A 15,719-nucleotide genomic window follows, 5' to 3' on the forward strand; every position below is an offset into this window, starting at 1 on the left:
TTTACCCCTTCACACACACCACTTGGCGCAAGGTATGCACCACTTCCACCAGCTCGGACTGCGCAGCCATCACGGCGTCGATGTCCTTGTATGCCATCGGGATTTCATCAATCACATCGGCGTCCTTGCGGCATTCAACGTGTGCGGTGGCGCGGATCTGGTCGTCCACGGTAAAGCGCTTCTTGGCCTGGGTCCGGCTCATGGTCCGCCCTGCGCCGTGGCTGCAGGAGCAGAACGATTCCTCGTTACCCAACCCGCGCACGATGAAGCTCTTGGCGCCCATCGAGCCCGGAATGATCCCCAGCTGGCCTTTCTGCGCCGATACCGCGCCCTTGCGCGTTACCAATACCTCGGCACCGAAGTGCGTTTCTTTCTGCACGTAGTTGTGGTGGCAGTTCACTGCTTCCACATCGGCCGCGAACGGCTTGGTGATGACCTTGCGCGCGGCGGCAATCACGTTCTGCATCATCGCGGCGCGGTTACGGCGGGCGTAATCCTGTGCCCAACCGACCGCCTGCACGTAATCGTCGAAGTGCTGGCTTCCCTCGGTGAAGTAGGCCAGATCGCGATCCGGCAGGTTGGCGATGTGCTGGCGCATATCGGCCTGGGCCAGCTCGATGAACAGGTTACCAATCGCATTACCTACCCCGCGCGACCCCGAGTGCAGCATGAACCACACGCGGTTTTCCTCATCCAGACACACTTCGATGAAGTGGTTACCGGTTCCTAGTGTTCCCAAGTGCTTATGGTTGTTGGTGTTCTTCAGCTTGGGGTATTTATCGGTGATGTCCTTGAAGCCTCCGGCCAGCGTGGCCCACATGGCATCTACAGCTTCAGGCGGCGCCTCCCAGGCGCCGTTATCGCGCCGACCGAAAGTTTTACCGTGCGGCACAGCTGCCTCGATCGCGGAACGCAGCCCGGCCAGGCTATCCGGCAGGTCTGATGCAGTCAGCGTGGTACGCGCGGCCATCATCCCGCAACCGATATCCACCCCGACCGCAGCCGGAATGATGGCGCCCTGGGTGGGAATCACGCTCCCGATGGTCGACCCCTTACCCAGATGCACATCCGGCATCACCGCCAGATGCTTGTAGATGAAGGGCATCTTGGCGGTATTCATCAATTGCTCACGCGCACCGTCATCCACCACCACGCCTTCGGTCCACAGCTTGATCGGCTTGCCGTTGGCGACTTCCAGAATTTGTTGCTTACCCATTTTTCTTCTCACTTTTCAATTATTGCCCACCTAGTGCGCGCCGGCGTTGCTGTCTGCAACCGAGGCACCGCACCGCGGTGGAATACACATAGCCCTTGGCGGTTTCGTACCACCACTGCTGCTGTTCGGCTGTCCATACCTGCCGGGCGCCACAATCGCGGCAGGTGAAGGCGATATCTTCGTAGTAACCACGACGAACGAACTCGGGTTCGCCAACCGAGCCACTCGGTGCCAGTGCCCACACATCGACCGGGGCCCTGCCTGCCGGTCTGACAGCGCGTGGTTGCACCGTTGCAATCACGCTTTGAAACCCTTCCCGCTTTTCCTTGCGCCTGGCCATGATGGCTGCGCGCTTTTGCTTCCCGCTCAACATGGTATGTCCTTAACTGGTCTGTTGCCGCCTTGGCGGGTCTTGCTTGCTGCCTTGTACCCGCCAGGGCTGAGACTGTTAATGCGAATAGCGTGCCAGTCACGAAAATGGCGCCAAACAAAACACATATATCGTTGTTTCAATTAACAAATATCGCTAACAACAGTCATATAACGCCATAAAAAATTCCGACAATTCCGATATGAAAAAATCTTGATTTATCCATATAGATAAGCAGAGCACCCCAATAACAGAAGACAGGCGACAACAAGGCCGGAACGATGCTGAGCTACCGAGTCGCCCCGGCCGGGATTTGAACCCGGGACACCCCGCACATGTGCGGGTGCTCTACCTGTAGTTCCGACGGCATTCGCCTGAAAAAATGGTGGATGCGGCGGGACTCGAACCCGCAATAGACCGACGTCAGGCATTACCCCGACGCGTGGCGGACCTTTAAAACGCGCCCCATCATGAAACCTTACGCAGACCTCATGACTACGCCCCCAAACATACCGGCCACCACTTAGGCCCTCGGTTTTACCCTTCACCGGCTCCGAATTTTCCGGCCGCTCGCCTTTTCGCGCTCACACCCAAGGGCGTTCACCCCGCAAGCAATGCGCATGCGGCATGAACAAGATGCGTCGCCGGGCAACAAGAGTAGCGAGAGCGGCCTACCGGCAGTGCCGGCCGGGTTTATCAGACCCGCAGCCAATAGGTGATGTACTCCCGCCGGCATTTGCCCGACGACGCAAACAACATGGCAAACCGCACCAGCCGGCAAACACCCGGCATCTCGCAGCTTGCCCATTACTACCGCCGGCGCTGAATGGCGACGACTTGCAACAGGATGGCGACAAAGAGCGGTGAAAATTGAAAAGCGCTCTACCACTGAGCTACGGCCCCATCGATGCGGAGCCGACGGGACTCGAACCCGCGACCACTTCACTATGTATTTCCACCTGCATTCGCCATGAACACGGCACGCCACCACCAGTGGTGGCAGAACCACTGACAAAACCCTGCCGGACACGCGCACTAGGGCACGCGCCGCCAACAGTATGGCGCCGGGGTTTGTCAGCAGCCCCGAAGAGGATCGGCGACAAAAGGTGGTGAAGCACGCGCTCTGGCCACTGAGCTACGGCGCCACCGTGTCGGCACCGGCGGGATTCGAACCCGCGTCCTCGATCTTAGAAGGATGTAGTTTCACCGGCATTCGCCGAATACTGCACCGACTGCACCAGGCAGCCGGAAATCGGGCGCAGCGACAAAAATGACGAAACGTTTTTTCGTGTGCTACCAGTTGCACCACGGCCCTGCCGAAGCAAGACCGGCGGGATTCGAACCCGCATCGCGACCGTGACAGGGTGTAGTTCCGTCGGCATTCGCTGCAAAACCTGCCGGCTGCCCCAAGGGCAACCGGATCAAACCGGGTGACGACAACAACGATGAAATCATGCCTTGCGGCACGCATTGCTCTACCCCTGAGCGACAGCACCGGCAAGCCGGCACCGGCGGGATTCGAACCCGCGTATGATGTAATTCCACCAGCATTCGTCACGAACACTGCGCGCAACCCGCACCAGCGTGCGCGCTGCCAAAAAGAACGGCGACAAAACGTGATGAAACAAAAGCCGTGCGTTTACCAATTCCGCCACGGCCCACGCAATGCGTGACGCCGACGGGATTCGAACCCGTAAATCCGAGGACGCGGCTCCCCATGTAGTTCCATCGGCATTCGCCGAATACTGCACCGACTACCCCAGGGCAACCGGATCAAACAGGTGACGACAAGAGCGGCGAAATCAGGTCTTGCGACAAGCAACGCTCTACCACTGAGCTACACCCCGGGCCTTGCCCAAGGTGGCAGGAATTGAACCTGCGACCTCCGCCTTATGTAATTCCGCCAGCATTCGTCACGAACACTGCACGCAGCCCGCACCCAAGGTGCGTGCCACAGAAAAAGATCGGCGACAAAGCGTTGATGGAACAAAAGCTGTGCGTTTACCAATTCCGCCACGGGCCGCCAGACTGCACGGCACCGACGGGATTCGAACCCGTAAATCCGAGGATGCAACCCTCCATGTAGTTCCATCGGCATTCGCCGAATACTGCACCGGCCGCACCAGGCTGCCGGGTTCAACACGGTGATAACAAGCGGCGATGAAACGCCTCAGTACAGTACTCCCCCTCTGAGTCCAACCGGCACACCCGATGGGCAACCCTCCACAGAGCCTTGCCCGGGCGCCACCGGTTTGCAGGATTCGAACCTGCCCGGCCGCACTCTTGTAGTTTCATCTGCATTCATCACCTTGGCACGACAAGTACTGCGAGTGGTCTCACGCTTGCGCGCGGGTCGGCTTCGAACCGACTGATTCCCAAAATGTACACCCGCAGGCATGCGTGCCACCGTCACGGCCCGTCCTGCCAAAGTCGGCCCCTGCCCAGCGGGCAGATCTTGCTTTGGCCGGCCAGGTCTTGCCGGATACTGCTGGCGCCCACCCTCCAGCGGGCGCCAAGTCATCAATAAATCACCACCAAGCACCGCCAGCAAAGCCCCAGTGCATCGTGTTGGCTAGCAAGCGCTCTGCTGCCGGCGGGGCGCTGCTTGCGGCGCTAAACGCCGATGGCTTCGATCATGGCTACCCAGTGATCGTCGGCAAAATCGCCGGCGGCAAACTGGGCCATCACATCAAATACTGCATCACCAAAACCGCCGACATTCAGGATGTCGCGCCGTGACTGCGCCTGGCTGGTGCCATATGGCTGGATATCGATGCAGATCAAACGCGCATTCGGGTTGCGCTGCTTGAGCTTGTCCCACTGCCGCATCGTTTCCGTTGCACCATGACGCCGAGCGTCTATCCATGACTCGTTGTCGGACACGATGATCACCGTATCCACCTGCGCATTTTCTTCCACCAGCTTGGCCAGCGGCGCCGAACAGTTCGTTCCGCCACCACCCACCGCCGCCAGCCGCTTCGCGTTGGTCATCACGCTATCGCGTGGATTCAAGCGCACATTCACCACCTTGGTCTCGAACGGCATGACCCGTGCAGTCGGATGGTTGCGCAACATGGCCGCCCCCACCAGCGCCGCCACGTCGATGCAACGCACCGTGGTGGTTGCCCCCTGGCGATAACCGGTTACCGGCGACTGCATCGAACCGGACACGTCCGGACATACCACCACCTGACCTTCCAGCGTGGGCACATTGGCCAGCGCGATTTCCATCGCATCCTGCAAGGCTTCACGCACTTGCTCGGGCACCGTCTGGTCGGCCGAGCGATAGGCTGCCAGCAACTGATACGGATACACACGCGCCTTGGCGATAGCCTGCGGGTCTGCCAGCCGGGCCGCAACCCGATCAGCCACCCCCGGCAGCGCAAACGCTCCATTGCGCGCCAGCGTGTTCAAGTTCATCCGCAATGCCTGCCACCCCATGCGCTCGGCCAGCGTTGCCCAGTCTTGCGCGGTCAGCTTCTCATTGCTGAGCAACTGGAACGGCACATCCGGAAAGGTCACTGCACCACCGGCACGGAAGGCCAGCAATTCACGCGTCAACGGCGGCAGCTGGGCCATGTCGAACGGCTTGCCGATCAACCAGGCAAAGAACGCCTCGCGCCACGGCTCGGCCGGCTTCGGATGCACCATCTTCACCACATCGGCCAGCGACGGCGCATTCCCTACCGAGGCCTGCAGCAATTGCAGCTCGCTGGCCTTGTTCAGCCATGCCTGCACCAGCTTTTTCGAGCGGGTACCCAGCGACTTGCGCCCGGCGGCGCCGCTACGCATGATCTGCACGAAGTTGCGCAGCATCTTGCCGCCGTCGATCACCTGGGCAAACGCCTGCGGCAATTCATCGGCGCCGCGTGCGGCCAGCACGGCGGTCAACAAAGCCGGCATATCCTTCATATGGCCGCAACGGCGGGCATAAATGGCGGTTTTGGCGATGAAGGCGGTATCCAGCCCCTGGCACATGGTCAGCACGTCGCTCAATTGCGCTTGCGCATCGGCGTAGTAGGTTTGATTCATGCAACCGGTGACTGCCAGTTGCGCCAGCTTGTGCTTGGGCTGGTAGGCATAGGACGGGGCTTGTGACCGGTTTACCGTATCGGGCACCGGCAATTTGGCGAGCAAGGTATTGAACACTTGTTGGTTAGCCATTTTTGCATCTCGCTGTTTGCGTTGTATGCCAGCTTCAATGCAACCGGCGTGCCAGCCCGAAAACAGCATGCCAAACAAATGAACAAATAGCTGATTCTTAAAGATTAATTTTCAAAACACCTTTTCTGACCTCGGTGCGATCGCATCAGAAAAATTAAAAATTCTGCTAACATGAGATCGCCATTTATTCTTTGAGATAAGCATGCGCAAGAAAGTCGTCGCCATCGGTTTTGTCGGTACCGTGCTCGATTTTACTGGCCGGGGCCGGCAGCGCTGGGACAGGTGGCGGCCCAGCGTGGGCTTGTGCCAGCAGGAAGATTTGGTCATCGACCGGCTGGAGCTGCTGCATGATGTGCGCAGCCAGAGCTTGTTCGAGACCTTGCGGCGCGATATCGCCACCATTTCGCCGGAAACCGAGGTGGTCAGCGTGCCGACCACCCTGCGCGACCCCTGGGATTTCGAGGAGGTCTACGCCGCGCTGCATGACTTTGCGCACGGCTATGCCTTCGACACCGAACACGAGGATTACCTGATCCACATCACCACCGGCACACACGTGGCGCAGATTTGCTGGTTTCTGCTGGCGGAGGCGCGCTATCTGCCGGCGCGGCTGGTGCAAACCTCGCCACCGCGCAAGAAGGAAGAGGGGGACGTAGCCGGCAACTACGCGCTGATCGATCTTGATCTGTCGCGCTACGACAAGATCGCCACGCGCTTTGCACGCGAGCGCGATGAAACGGTGTCCTTCCTCAAGTCGGGCATTGCCACGCGCAATGCACGCTTCAACCGCATGATCGAGCAGATCGAGCGCGTGGCGGTGCGCTCCAAGGCGCCGATGCTGCTGTGCGGGCCAACCGGCGCAGGTAAATCCTTTCTGGCGCGGCGCGTGTATGAAATGAAGAAATCACGCCACCAGCTGGCCGGCCGCTTTGTCGAAGTCAACTGCGCCACCCTGCGCGGCGACAGCGCGATGTCGGCGCTGTTCGGCCATGTAAAGGGCGCCTTCACCGGCGCGCAGACCGAGCGTGCCGGCCTGCTGCGCAGCGCTGACGGCGGGCTGCTGTTTCTGGATGAAATCGGTGAGCTGGGGCTGGACGAGCAGGCCATGCTGCTCAAGGCCATCGAGGAAAAACGCTTCTTCCCCTTCGGCAGCGACCGCGAAGTGGAAAGCGACTTCCAGCTGATTGCCGGCACGGTGCGCGATTTGCGGTTATGGGTGCAGCAGGGCAAGTTCCGCGAGGACTTGTATGCGCGCATCAATCTGTGGACCTACGAGCTGCCCGGGCTGGCCGAGCGGCCGGAAGACCTGGAGCCCAATCTGGAATTCGAGCTGGCACGTTTTGCGCGCGAAAACGGCGAGCAGGTGCGTTTCAACGCCGAAGCCCGCCATGCCTATCTGCGCTTTGCCACCTCGGCCGATGCGCACTGGAGCGGCAATTTCCGCGAGTTGTCGGCCTCGGTCACGCGCATGGCCACCCTCTCTGACGCCGGCCGCATCGGCGTTGCCACCGTGGATGAGGAAATCGGCCGGCTGAAACTGGCCTGGCGCGATGACACGCACAGCGAGCTGGACGAACTGCTGGGCGACGAGGCCACCCGCATCGACCTGTTCGACCGCCTGCAGCTGCAAAACGTGCTCAAGGTTTGCCGCCAGGCCAAATCACTGTCCGACGCCGGGCGCCGGTTGTTCGACGTATCGCGGCAGGAAAAAGCCTCGGTCAACGATGCCGACCGGCTGCGCAAGTATCTGGCACGCTTCGGGCTGGAATGGAGTGCGCTGCCGCGCGAGTGAGCGCGCATGGGGCGCGCCTAGCAAAGTCCCTGCACCTGCCCGACCAGATCAATGAACACCCACACATTGCCCTTGCCGTAGCTTTCCGGCCCGGCACGGCCGCCGAGCACCGGATAGGGCTCGGGAATGTAGACCTGATCCGCCTTCAGCGCCCCCAGCCGGCCGCGCACCGCCTGCACGTGCTCGGGGCGGAATACGTATTCGACAAAGCCGGGGTCCTTGAGCACGGCATGCTCGAACGCGGCGACGGTGTCGAAGCTGCCATAAGATTTGGCCGCTTTCTTGAACGGGTGCAGCACGATGTATTCATGCGTGGCCGGATCGCGCAGAAAGAAATGCCCCAGCACCGAATAGCCCACCACCTCGCGGTAGGCCGGGTAGTGGCGCGCCCAACAGCCCAGCCGCGCCAGCGGCGCCGGTTTGATCAGCTGGTAGAGCGCATCGGCTGCCGGCGTGGCAGTGGAGAACAAGGAGGCAAACAGGGCAAGCAGGGTACGGCGCATGGCATCCCGGGCATGGTCTTGGTGCTGCCCCTGGGTGGGCCGGCAGCACAATTCATGCGCAATGCTGCCATCAAATTGTCATCAATTGCAAGATATGCCAAATGCATTAATGCGCTTCGTCACTCACTGCTGCTCTTGCCGCAGCAAACTCCTGGCAACCGCTGCCTGCATCATTAGCACGAGCCCCAGCGCGGGGCTGGCAAAGATGAACACCCAGGCCGCAATACTGCGCATGGCACCGACGAACGCCAGCAGTGACCAGCGCTTCACCCGTCGCTGGGACACACTCAGGCAGACGGCACTGCCCAGCAACAGCAACGCCTGCAGGACAATTTCGCTCGGGCTGGCCTTGGCCAAATAATTCAGGCCGGCAAAATAGGGCAGCGGCCCCGCGTGGTAATGCAGCCATACGACGGCCAGCGCAAATACTCCAGCCATCAGAAAGTTAAGTGGCGTGTCATACCAGTGATGCGGCGGCATAAGCGCTTCGTCACCCGGCCAGGAGTCGGTGTGTGCAAGCTTGCGCTGCAGCCGCCAGGCTGTGGCCGCCAGCAACAACATGAGCAGGCTGAACCATGCTGCCGCAGCGTACATGCCGACCACCACGCCGCCAACGCAGAGGCCCCACAGATGCACCATGGCTGCACGCCGTGGCACAGCCCTGACCACCATGGCGACAGCACAAGCCGATGCAAAAACCACTTGCACGACAAACTGCCCGCGCGCAGTAGAAGACAATACCTGCCAGGCAGGCAGCAACAACACCGCCTGTTGCGGCTGTGAACTGCGCCACAGCCACAACAGCAGCAGCAAGGACGGCAACAGCAGCAGCGCTGCACGCAAACGCCAGTTCAGCATGATTCATCCGGGTTCGTGGCACGGCATGCTGCTGGGGCAAACTGCCCGTCCAGCAGCATAGTGCATATTTGAATTAGCTATCGGTTGCCCCCAGTTATACAACAATCGCTATCAAACCACCTTGCTTTCACCATAATTTCGTACTAGAGTAGTCGGGTATTCACTGGAAAACGCCATGCTCGCAATCCGCAACACCACCATCGCACTGTCTGCCGCTGCCACAGCGGTTGTCGGCGTGCGCGTGTGCGGCGCAGATCGCGCCATGATCGCTGTTTCAGGCTAGGTCACCCGTTTACTCGGTGGCCAAGGCAACCGGGTAGCTACAGATTGCAAAACCCCGGTTACCGATACCGGGGTTTTTTGTTTTCAACATTTTCAACAAGGTCAGTCAGTACCCAAGCATCAACACATCAATACCCGACCAGCACCACTGACGAGCAAGAGCGAGGCTCCCTCGCGGCGGCGAGGGCGGGGGGAGTGGAATCAGGCAAGAGAGCCGGACGTTCTTCTGCCACATCAGGTGTGAACCCGGCTAAGCCGGTTTCTTGATGCAGATCGCACGCAACAGCGGTCACCAAGTACATGACAGGCTCAGGAGTTCGCCATGCGGACCTACGACAAGCAGATCGAAACAATTCAGACCGGCCAGGGGAACGGGGCCTTGCGCTCGTCCTTTGGCATGGTTTCGGCTGCTGCATGGCGCGTTGCGCCGGCCGTAGCCGCACCGCAAGACACCGCCTAGCCCGCCCGGCATTGCACCGGGCAGGGCCATGAGCACCTGCCGGCATAGCCCCGGACGGTGCGCCCTCCGGGGCTTTTTGTTGGAACAATGAAATGGAAACCAGAAAACTACGCAATATCGGCATCATCGCCCACGTCGACGCGGGCAAGACCACCACGTCCGAACGCATCCTTTATTACACCGGCGAGAACTACAAGCTGGGCGAGGTGCACGACGGCACGGCGGTAATGGACTTCGACCCGCAAGAACAGGCGCGCGGCATCACCATCAATAGCGCCGCCACCACGGTGTTCTGGCAGGGCACGCAGATCAACCTGATCGATACCCCGGGTCACATCGATTTCAACATCGAAGTGAACCGTTCGCTGCGCGTGCTGGATGGCGCAGTGGTGGTGTTCGACGGCGTGGCCGGCGTGGAGCCGCAGACCGAAACCAACTGGCGGCTGGCCGACAAATACCGCGTGCCGCGCATTGCCTTCGTCAACAAGCTGGACCGCACCGGTGCGGACTTCCTGCGCGTGGTGGGCATGATTGCCGACCGGCTGGGCGTCACCCCGCTGGTGCTGCAACTGCCGATCGGCAGCGAGCATGACTTCCACGGCGTGATCGACCTGATCGCGATGCGGGCGCTGCTGTGGCCGGCGGGCAACGAAGCCGCGCCATATAGCACTGCCGACATCCCGGCCGAACTGGTCGCCGATGCGCAATCATGGCGCACCCGCCTGCTGGAAACGGCGGTCGAGCAGGACGACACGCTGCTGGCCGCCTATCTGGACGGGCAGGAGATTGCCGTGGACGCGCTGCAGGCTGCCATCCGCAAGGGCACCATCAACGGCGCATTCGTGCCGGTGGTGGCGGGCGCTGCGTTCAAGAACAAGGGCGTCGAACCCATGCTGGATGCGGCCGTAGCCTATCTGCCCGCACCCGGCGAGGTAGCGGTGGCCAGCGAGCACGATATTGCCGTCGACCCGACCGGCCCATTGGCTGCGCTGGCGTTCAAGGTGGTGCAGGACGACCACGGCGCGCTGACGTTTGTGCGGCTGTATCGCGGCCAGCTCAAGCCGGGTGATACGGTACTGAACGCCACCAGCGGCAAGCGCGAGCGCATTTCGCGGCTGTACGAGATGCATGCCGACCGCAAGCGCGAACGCGATGTGGCCGTGGCCGGCGATATCGTCGCCGTGGTGGGGCTGAAGGCAACGGTGACCGGTGACACGCTGACCGACCCGGCGCATGCGCTGGTGCTGGAACGCATCGACGCGCCCGAGCCGGTGATCGACGTGGCCATCGAGCCGAAAACGCAGGCAGACCAGCAACATCTGTCACGCGGTTTGCAGGCGCTGCTGGCCGAGGACCCCAGCCTGCGCTTGCGGCAGGATGCCGATGCCGGCCAGACGGTACTGAGCGGCATGGGCGAGCTGCAACTCGAGGTAACGCTGGAAAAGCTGCGCTCGCGCTTCAAGGTGGAAGTGAGTGTGGGGCGCCCGCAGGTGGCCTATCGCGAAACCATCACCCGCAGCGCGCAGGTGCAGCATCTGCACCGCAAGCAAAGCGGCGGCCCCGGCCAGTATGCCGAGCTGACGCTGTTGGTGGAGCCGCAGGAACGTGGCGCCGGCATTGCGTTTGAAAGCCGCATCAGCGGTGGCGCCATCCCGCGCGAGTACATTCCGGCCATCGAGGCAGGGGTGCGCAACGCGGCCAAGGTGGGCGTGCTGGCCGGACACCAGACGGTCGACATCAAGGTGAGCTTGCTGGACGGCAGTTATCACGAACGTGATTCGTCGCAACAGGCGTTCGAACTGGCGGCCAGCGTGGCGCTGAAGCAGGCGCTGCGCGAAGCCGGGCCGGTGCTGCTGGAGCCCTTGATGGCCGTGGAAGTGATCACGCCGCTCGACCATGTCGGCGACGTGATCGGCGACCTCAACCGTCGGCGTGGCTTGGTACGCCAGCAGGAGATGCGCGGCAACGCGTCGGTGATCGACGCGCACGTACCGCTGGCCGAGATGTTTGGCTACATCGGCCAGCTGCGTGCACTGACCACCGGCCGCGCCAGCTTCACCATGCAGTTCGACCACTATGCGGTGGCGCCGCAGCATGCAGCGGCACTGGCTACCGCCTGAATGAGTGGTAATGTGCGCCAGCCCAGTGGGCCGGCGCGCCAACCAGCAACAAAGTCAGGGGGCGGATTGATCCGCCCCCTTTTTTTGCACCTGCTGCAGCCCGCCCGCCAGCCCTCCGAAGACGCCTGGTGCTACTGTGCGGCGGGCGGTGGCCTGTCCAGCAAGGCCTCGCCCCCATGCGTGCGGAGCGCCGCGTCCAGTACGCGCTCGTAATCGGGCTGTGCGGCCTGCAGGCAGGCCAAGCCCTTGGCCGTCAACACGGTATACACGCCGCGCTTGTCGTCCGGGCAAATATCGCGGATCGCAAGCTCGCTGCGCACCAGCCGCTCAACCATGCGTGACACCGAGCTTTGATTCAGCCGCAAGTGGGTGGCAAGCTCCTGCATGCGCAACTCGGTATCGGGCGACTGCGCCAGGACTTCCAGCGCGCGGTACTCCGACAGCCCCAGCCCGTGCCGGGTCTGCAACATGCCAGCCAGCTCGGCCTCGATCGTGGCAACAATCTGGATCACGCTTTGCCATGCATCGCTTTTCCTTGCCTGCACCGGGGCAACTCCTCGCATCGTGTGGATGGCCCATTCTCCCATATGTATGTCCATGCACACATACGGGCAGCGCTTGATTTGCCCTCACCCAGACAAGCTGGCTCCGCGCCGTCAATGGTGGCCACGCGCCTCCGCTATCACCCCGGCTGCCGGCGGGCCCGGAAGACGCTGCTGTCAGCCAGTTTCAACCAGACCACGCCGCTGATGATGACGGCCAGCCAGCCCAGCTGGATCAGCGTGAGCGGTTGATTCAGCAGCACCTTGCCAAATAGCGCGGCCCCGACCGAACCGATGCCCGCCCAGACCGCATAGCCGATACCGACATCGATGGTTTTGAGCGCCACACTCAGCGCATACAGCGTGAGCAGAAAGAACACCGCAGCAGCGATGGACCAGTTGAGTACGCTGAATGCCCTGCTGCCCGCCACGCTGAGTGCGTAGCCAATTTCAAATGCCCCGGCCAGCATGAGCATTGCCCATGCCCGGCCGTTGCGCCCGCTTGCCTGATTGGTCGTTGTCATTTTTAAATCCCTCTCGAATTGATTGAATGGTCTGCCTGTAGCGCCCACTTCAAGCCGCGCCACTCAGCCGCAGCCCCGCCACACCACCAATGACCAGCGCGATGCCGATGGATTTGGCCCAGGACAATCGCTGCCCGAAGCACAACGCCCCCAGCACGGCGACGCCAACACCCGCCACGGCTGTCCAGATCGCATACCCGACCCCCACATCGAACGTCAGCAAGGCGAGGCTGAGAAAATAGGTCGCAATGGCGCCGCTGAGCAGCGTCGCAGCCGTCCAGCCCGGACGGGAAAACCCCTTGGCATTGCCGGCGCAAATGGCAACGGCGATTTCAAACAGCACAGCGATACCCAGATAAATCCAGTTCATGACACGCACTCCTCGAACGTTGGTGATGACAGCAGCGCACACCCATTTATATGCATGCGCATGCATATTATTGCGCAATATTTTTCTGCGTCAATATATTTGCATGTGCATGCAATAAATAATTCAGGACGGGGTAGTCGCAGGGTCTGGCCACAAGCAGCGCTTCCGCACAGGCCGCGATGCCCCGGTAGGCTGCGTAGCGGGAACGGGCCTCCCCCTCAAGCGCCGCTCAGGTGTGCCTTGAGAAAATCGATCATCACGCGCACCTTGGCCGGCAGATAGCGGCGGCTGGGGTAAACCAGCCAGGCGGCCGTGTCGAATTCGGTACCGGTCACACGGTACTCCCCCAGCAGCGGCAACAGGCGCCCGGCGGCAATCTGCTCGTCCACCACCCAGTCCGGCAACAATGCCGGGCCGAGGCCGGCCAGCGCCGCATCGCGCAGCGCCAGCCCGGTGGACAACATCAGGTCGCCCGTTACCGGCACGGTGACCTCGTGACCGGCCGCATCGCGAAAGCGCCACTGCGAGCGGAAGCCGGGATAGGGAAACAACAGGCAGCGATGCGCCAGCAAATCATCCGGCTGCGCAATGGGTGCTGCAGCGGCCAGGTAATCCGGGCTGGCCACGATGCGGTAGCGAGTATCGACCAACTTGGTGGCCACCAGATCACCTTCAACCGCCGCTGCCTTGCGGATGGCCAGATCAACGCGCTGGGCAATCAGGTCGACATTTTCGTCGGTGAACAGGCAATCGAGCTGCACGCCCGGATAGCTTAGACGAAACTCGCCCAACAGGGGCACGATGCGCAGCTGGCCAAAGGCCACCGAGGCCGTCAGGCGCAAGGTGCCCGATGGCGCCGCCGCCCCCTGCAGCGCCAGATCACGCGCATGGTCCAGCTCGTCCAGCAGTGGCTCGATGCGGCGCAGATAGGCATCGCCTGCCTCGGTCAGTGCCAGACTGCGTGTGGTTCGCTGCAACAGCCGTGCGCCGACAGCACGCTCCAGCTCGGCCAGCTGGCGCGAGATCGATGAGGGATCGACATTGCGTTGCCGCGCCACGGCGGCAAAACTGCCCGCGTGAGCGACCTCGGCAAAGATGCGCAGCAGATCGGTGTCCATTCATGCATTATCGGCATGACCAAGTTGCATACACAATGGTTTATCGCCGTATTGCACAAGAATATGCTGACTCCACCTGCCCGAATGGGCAAACACACGGAGCCAGCCATGCCCCTCTTCACACCATCCTTCCTTGCCCGCGCATCTGCGATTGCACACCGCCCGCGTGCAAGTAGCCCCCGCCCCGGTCTGACTGGGAGCGCGTCATGACCAGGGCCGCATTTCTGGGGCTGGGCGCAATGGGATCACGCATGGCCAGCCGTTTGCTGCAGGCCGGGCACACGCTGACGGTCTGGAACCGCGATGCTAACAAGGCGGCGCCGCTGGTGGCGCAGGGTGCGCGGCTGGCGCCGACACCACGGGCAGCGGCAGAGGACGCCGAGGTGGTAATTGCCATGCTGCGCGATGACGACGTGTCACGACAGGTCTGGACCGATGCCGAAAACGGCGCATTGTCCGGCCTGCAGCCAGGCTGCGTGGCCGTAGAGTGCTCGACGCTGACACCCGCTTGGGTGTGCCAGTTGGCAGCGCAGCTGCAGGCACGTGGTGCTGGCTGGGTCGATGCGCCGGTGGCCGGCTCGCGACCGCAGGCCGAGGCCGGCCAGCTGATTTTTCTGGCTGGCGGTGCTACCGACGATATTGCAGCGCTGACCCCGCTGCTGCTCACCATGGGCAGTGCAGTACATCACGCCGGCCCGGTCGGTGCCGGCGCGGTATTGAAGCTGGCGGTCAACGCCTTGCTGGGCGTGCAGGCTGCGGCCGTGGCCGAATTGTTCGGCCTGCTGCAGCGGCATGGGCTGGATGTGGCCCGGGCCAGTGAAATCCTTGCCCAGACCCCGGTCATCAGCCCGGCAATGAAGGCCGCATCGACCAATATGTTGGCCGGCAACTTTGCCCCGCTGTTCCCGACCGGACTGATGGAAAAAGACCTGGGCTATGTGCTGGCCAGCAGCAAGGGCCAGCTGCCGCTGGTCGCCGCTTGCCATGCAGTGCTGGTGCAAGCCATGCAGCAAGGGTACGCGACTGACAACTACACCAGCCTGATACGGCTCTACGACAGGGCATGACAGCAGGGGTGGCATCTGTGACCCGTCCTGAATTAGGTTGACACCCAAAACAGCTGGTTTGAACCCGCATTATCCTGCCAACGACGCCCGGTGCACCGCATCGGGCGTTTGCATTTGCAACGACAGATGCGGCCGCTCATGGTTATAAATCGCGACCGACTCACCCACCATCCGCCGGGCCTGCGCAAGGTCCGCAGGCCGCTGCAACAACAACTCCGTCTTGAGAATGCCATTCACTCGCTCTGCCAGCGCATTCTGGTAGCAATCATACCCATCCGTCATCGAGCAGATCACCCCATGCTGCCGATGCAGCTTCTGGTAGTAACTCGAGCA

The 15,719-nt window shown here is 61.8% G+C and carries 15 protein-coding genes; 5 read left to right on the plus strand and 10 right to left on the minus strand.

The features are described 5' to 3' along the window. Position 1: 1 nt before the first annotated feature. The 3 genes from B9A19_RS19990 to B9A19_RS20000 form a co-directional block, all read right to left on the minus strand. On the minus strand, positions 2-1,216 hold the full coding sequence (locus tag B9A19_RS19990; RefSeq protein WP_084092928.1) for an RtcB family protein: 1,215 nt from the start codon (positions 1,214-1,216) through the stop codon (positions 2-4). Positions 1,217-1,235: 19 nt separating this feature from the next. Beyond that, positions 1,236-1,589: a zinc-ribbon domain containing protein gene (locus B9A19_RS19995; RefSeq protein WP_084092929.1), complete on the minus strand. Its 354-nt coding sequence runs from the start codon at positions 1,587-1,589 to the stop codon at positions 1,236-1,238. Positions 1,590-4,199: 2,610 nt separating this feature from the next. Beyond that, positions 4,200-5,750: a vWA domain-containing protein gene (locus B9A19_RS20000; RefSeq protein WP_084092940.1), complete on the minus strand. Its 1,551-nt coding sequence runs from the start codon at positions 5,748-5,750 to the stop codon at positions 4,200-4,202. Between the two features lie 202 nt (positions 5,751-5,952). Here B9A19_RS20000 and rtcR point away from each other — a divergent pair, with 202 nt between their 5' ends. Next, positions 5,953-7,542, plus strand: coding sequence for an RNA repair transcriptional activator RtcR (gene rtcR, locus B9A19_RS20005; RefSeq protein WP_084092930.1), 1,590 nt, complete (start codon positions 5,953-5,955; stop codon positions 7,540-7,542). A 17-nt stretch (positions 7,543-7,559) separates the two neighbouring features. Here rtcR and B9A19_RS20010 read toward each other — a convergent pair whose 3' ends face one another. Both B9A19_RS20010 and B9A19_RS22340 read right to left on the minus strand, forming a co-directional pair. Further along, positions 7,560-8,045 (minus strand): T6SS immunity protein Tdi1 domain-containing protein, encoded by a 486-nt coding sequence (locus B9A19_RS20010; protein WP_084092931.1) that lies wholly within the window; start codon positions 8,043-8,045, stop codon positions 7,560-7,562. Between the two features lie 123 nt (positions 8,046-8,168). Continuing rightward, the gene (locus B9A19_RS22340) at positions 8,169-8,606 is read right to left on the minus strand and encodes a hypothetical protein (protein WP_139799018.1); all 438 of its coding nucleotides are present in this window, start codon (positions 8,604-8,606) and stop codon (positions 8,169-8,171) included. A gap of 76 nt (positions 8,607-8,682) precedes the next feature. On the opposite strand from B9A19_RS22340, the gene B9A19_RS22345 reads away from it, so the two are divergent. The 3 genes from B9A19_RS22345 to fusA all read left to right on the plus strand — a co-directional run bounded on the left by B9A19_RS22345 (position 8,683) and on the right by fusA (position 11,765). Then, entirely contained in the window at positions 8,683-8,964 is a 282-nt protein-coding gene (locus B9A19_RS22345) for a hypothetical protein (protein ID WP_139799019.1), read from the plus strand. A gap of 543 nt (positions 8,965-9,507) precedes the next feature. Then, positions 9,508-9,645: a hypothetical protein gene (locus tag B9A19_RS22710; protein ID WP_176217036.1), complete on the plus strand. Its 138-nt coding sequence runs from the start codon at positions 9,508-9,510 to the stop codon at positions 9,643-9,645. 92 nt (positions 9,646-9,737) lie between these two features. Further along, positions 9,738-11,765, plus strand: a complete 2,028-nt coding sequence (gene fusA / locus B9A19_RS20020; RefSeq protein ID WP_084092933.1) for an elongation factor G — start codon at positions 9,738-9,740, stop codon at positions 11,763-11,765. A gap of 131 nt (positions 11,766-11,896) precedes the next feature. Here fusA and B9A19_RS20025 read toward each other — a convergent pair whose 3' ends face one another. The 4 genes from B9A19_RS20025 to B9A19_RS20040 form a co-directional block, all read right to left on the minus strand. Next, positions 11,897-12,310 (minus strand): MarR family winged helix-turn-helix transcriptional regulator, encoded by a 414-nt coding sequence (locus tag B9A19_RS20025; protein ID WP_084092934.1) that lies wholly within the window; start codon positions 12,308-12,310, stop codon positions 11,897-11,899. A 137-nt stretch (positions 12,311-12,447) separates the two neighbouring features. Then, positions 12,448-12,831: a DMT family transporter gene (locus tag B9A19_RS20030; RefSeq protein ID WP_084092935.1), complete on the minus strand. Its 384-nt coding sequence runs from the start codon at positions 12,829-12,831 to the stop codon at positions 12,448-12,450. Between the two features lie 49 nt (positions 12,832-12,880). Next, complete coding sequence (locus B9A19_RS20035; protein WP_084092936.1) at positions 12,881-13,201, minus strand: DMT family transporter; 321 nt, start codon at positions 13,199-13,201, stop codon at positions 12,881-12,883. A gap of 218 nt (positions 13,202-13,419) precedes the next feature. Continuing rightward, positions 13,420-14,319, minus strand: a complete 900-nt coding sequence (locus B9A19_RS20040; protein WP_084092937.1) for a LysR family transcriptional regulator — start codon at positions 14,317-14,319, stop codon at positions 13,420-13,422. A gap of 206 nt (positions 14,320-14,525) precedes the next feature. On the opposite strand from B9A19_RS20040, the gene B9A19_RS20045 reads away from it, so the two are divergent. Beyond that, positions 14,526-15,386, plus strand: coding sequence for an NAD(P)-dependent oxidoreductase (locus tag B9A19_RS20045; RefSeq protein ID WP_084092938.1), 861 nt, complete (start codon positions 14,526-14,528; stop codon positions 15,384-15,386). A 69-nt stretch (positions 15,387-15,455) separates the two neighbouring features. Here the strand turns inward: B9A19_RS20045 and B9A19_RS20050 are convergent. Further along, on the minus strand, positions 15,456-15,719 hold a 264-nt coding region (locus tag B9A19_RS20050; RefSeq protein WP_139799020.1), incomplete at its 5' end, for an integrase core domain-containing protein.

The sequence above is a fragment of the Andreprevotia lacus DSM 23236 genome (assembly GCF_900176275.1).
Taxonomy (GTDB): domain Bacteria; phylum Pseudomonadota; class Gammaproteobacteria; order Burkholderiales; family Chitinibacteraceae; genus Andreprevotia; species Andreprevotia lacus.

What these genes read in the sequence shown, in the direction of transcription:
- rtcR (WP_084092930.1), top strand. Translation starts at nt 5,953, where the DNA reads ATGCGCAAGAAAGTCGTCGCCATCGGTTTTGTCGGTACCGTGCTCGAT.
- B9A19_RS19995 (WP_084092929.1), bottom strand. Translation starts at nt 1,589, where the DNA reads ATGTTGAGCGGGAAGCAAAAGCGCGCAGCCATCATGGCCAGGCGCAAG.
- fusA (WP_084092933.1), top strand. Translation starts at nt 9,738, where the DNA reads ATGGAAACCAGAAAACTACGCAATATCGGCATCATCGCCCACGTCGAC.
- B9A19_RS22345 (WP_139799019.1), top strand. Translation starts at nt 8,683, where the DNA reads ATGGCTGCACGCCGTGGCACAGCCCTGACCACCATGGCGACAGCACAA.
- B9A19_RS19990 (WP_084092928.1), bottom strand. Translation starts at nt 1,216, where the DNA reads ATGGGTAAGCAACAAATTCTGGAAGTCGCCAACGGCAAGCCGATCAAG.
- B9A19_RS20045 (WP_084092938.1), top strand. Translation starts at nt 14,526, where the DNA reads ATGACCAGGGCCGCATTTCTGGGGCTGGGCGCAATGGGATCACGCATG.
- B9A19_RS20030 (WP_084092935.1), bottom strand. Translation starts at nt 12,831, where the DNA reads ATGACAACGACCAATCAGGCAAGCGGGCGCAACGGCCGGGCATGGGCA.
- B9A19_RS20000 (WP_084092940.1), bottom strand. Translation starts at nt 5,750, where the DNA reads ATGGCTAACCAACAAGTGTTCAATACCTTGCTCGCCAAATTGCCGGTG.
- B9A19_RS20040 (WP_084092937.1), bottom strand. Translation starts at nt 14,319, where the DNA reads ATGGACACCGATCTGCTGCGCATCTTTGCCGAGGTCGCTCACGCGGGC.
- B9A19_RS22340 (WP_139799018.1), bottom strand. Translation starts at nt 8,606, where the DNA reads ATGTTGTTGCTGGCGGCCACAGCCTGGCGGCTGCAGCGCAAGCTTGCA.
- B9A19_RS22710 (WP_176217036.1), top strand. Translation starts at nt 9,508, where the DNA reads ATGCGGACCTACGACAAGCAGATCGAAACAATTCAGACCGGCCAGGGG.
- B9A19_RS20010 (WP_084092931.1), bottom strand. Translation starts at nt 8,045, where the DNA reads ATGCGCCGTACCCTGCTTGCCCTGTTTGCCTCCTTGTTCTCCACTGCC.
- B9A19_RS20035 (WP_084092936.1), bottom strand. Translation starts at nt 13,201, where the DNA reads ATGAACTGGATTTATCTGGGTATCGCTGTGCTGTTTGAAATCGCCGTT.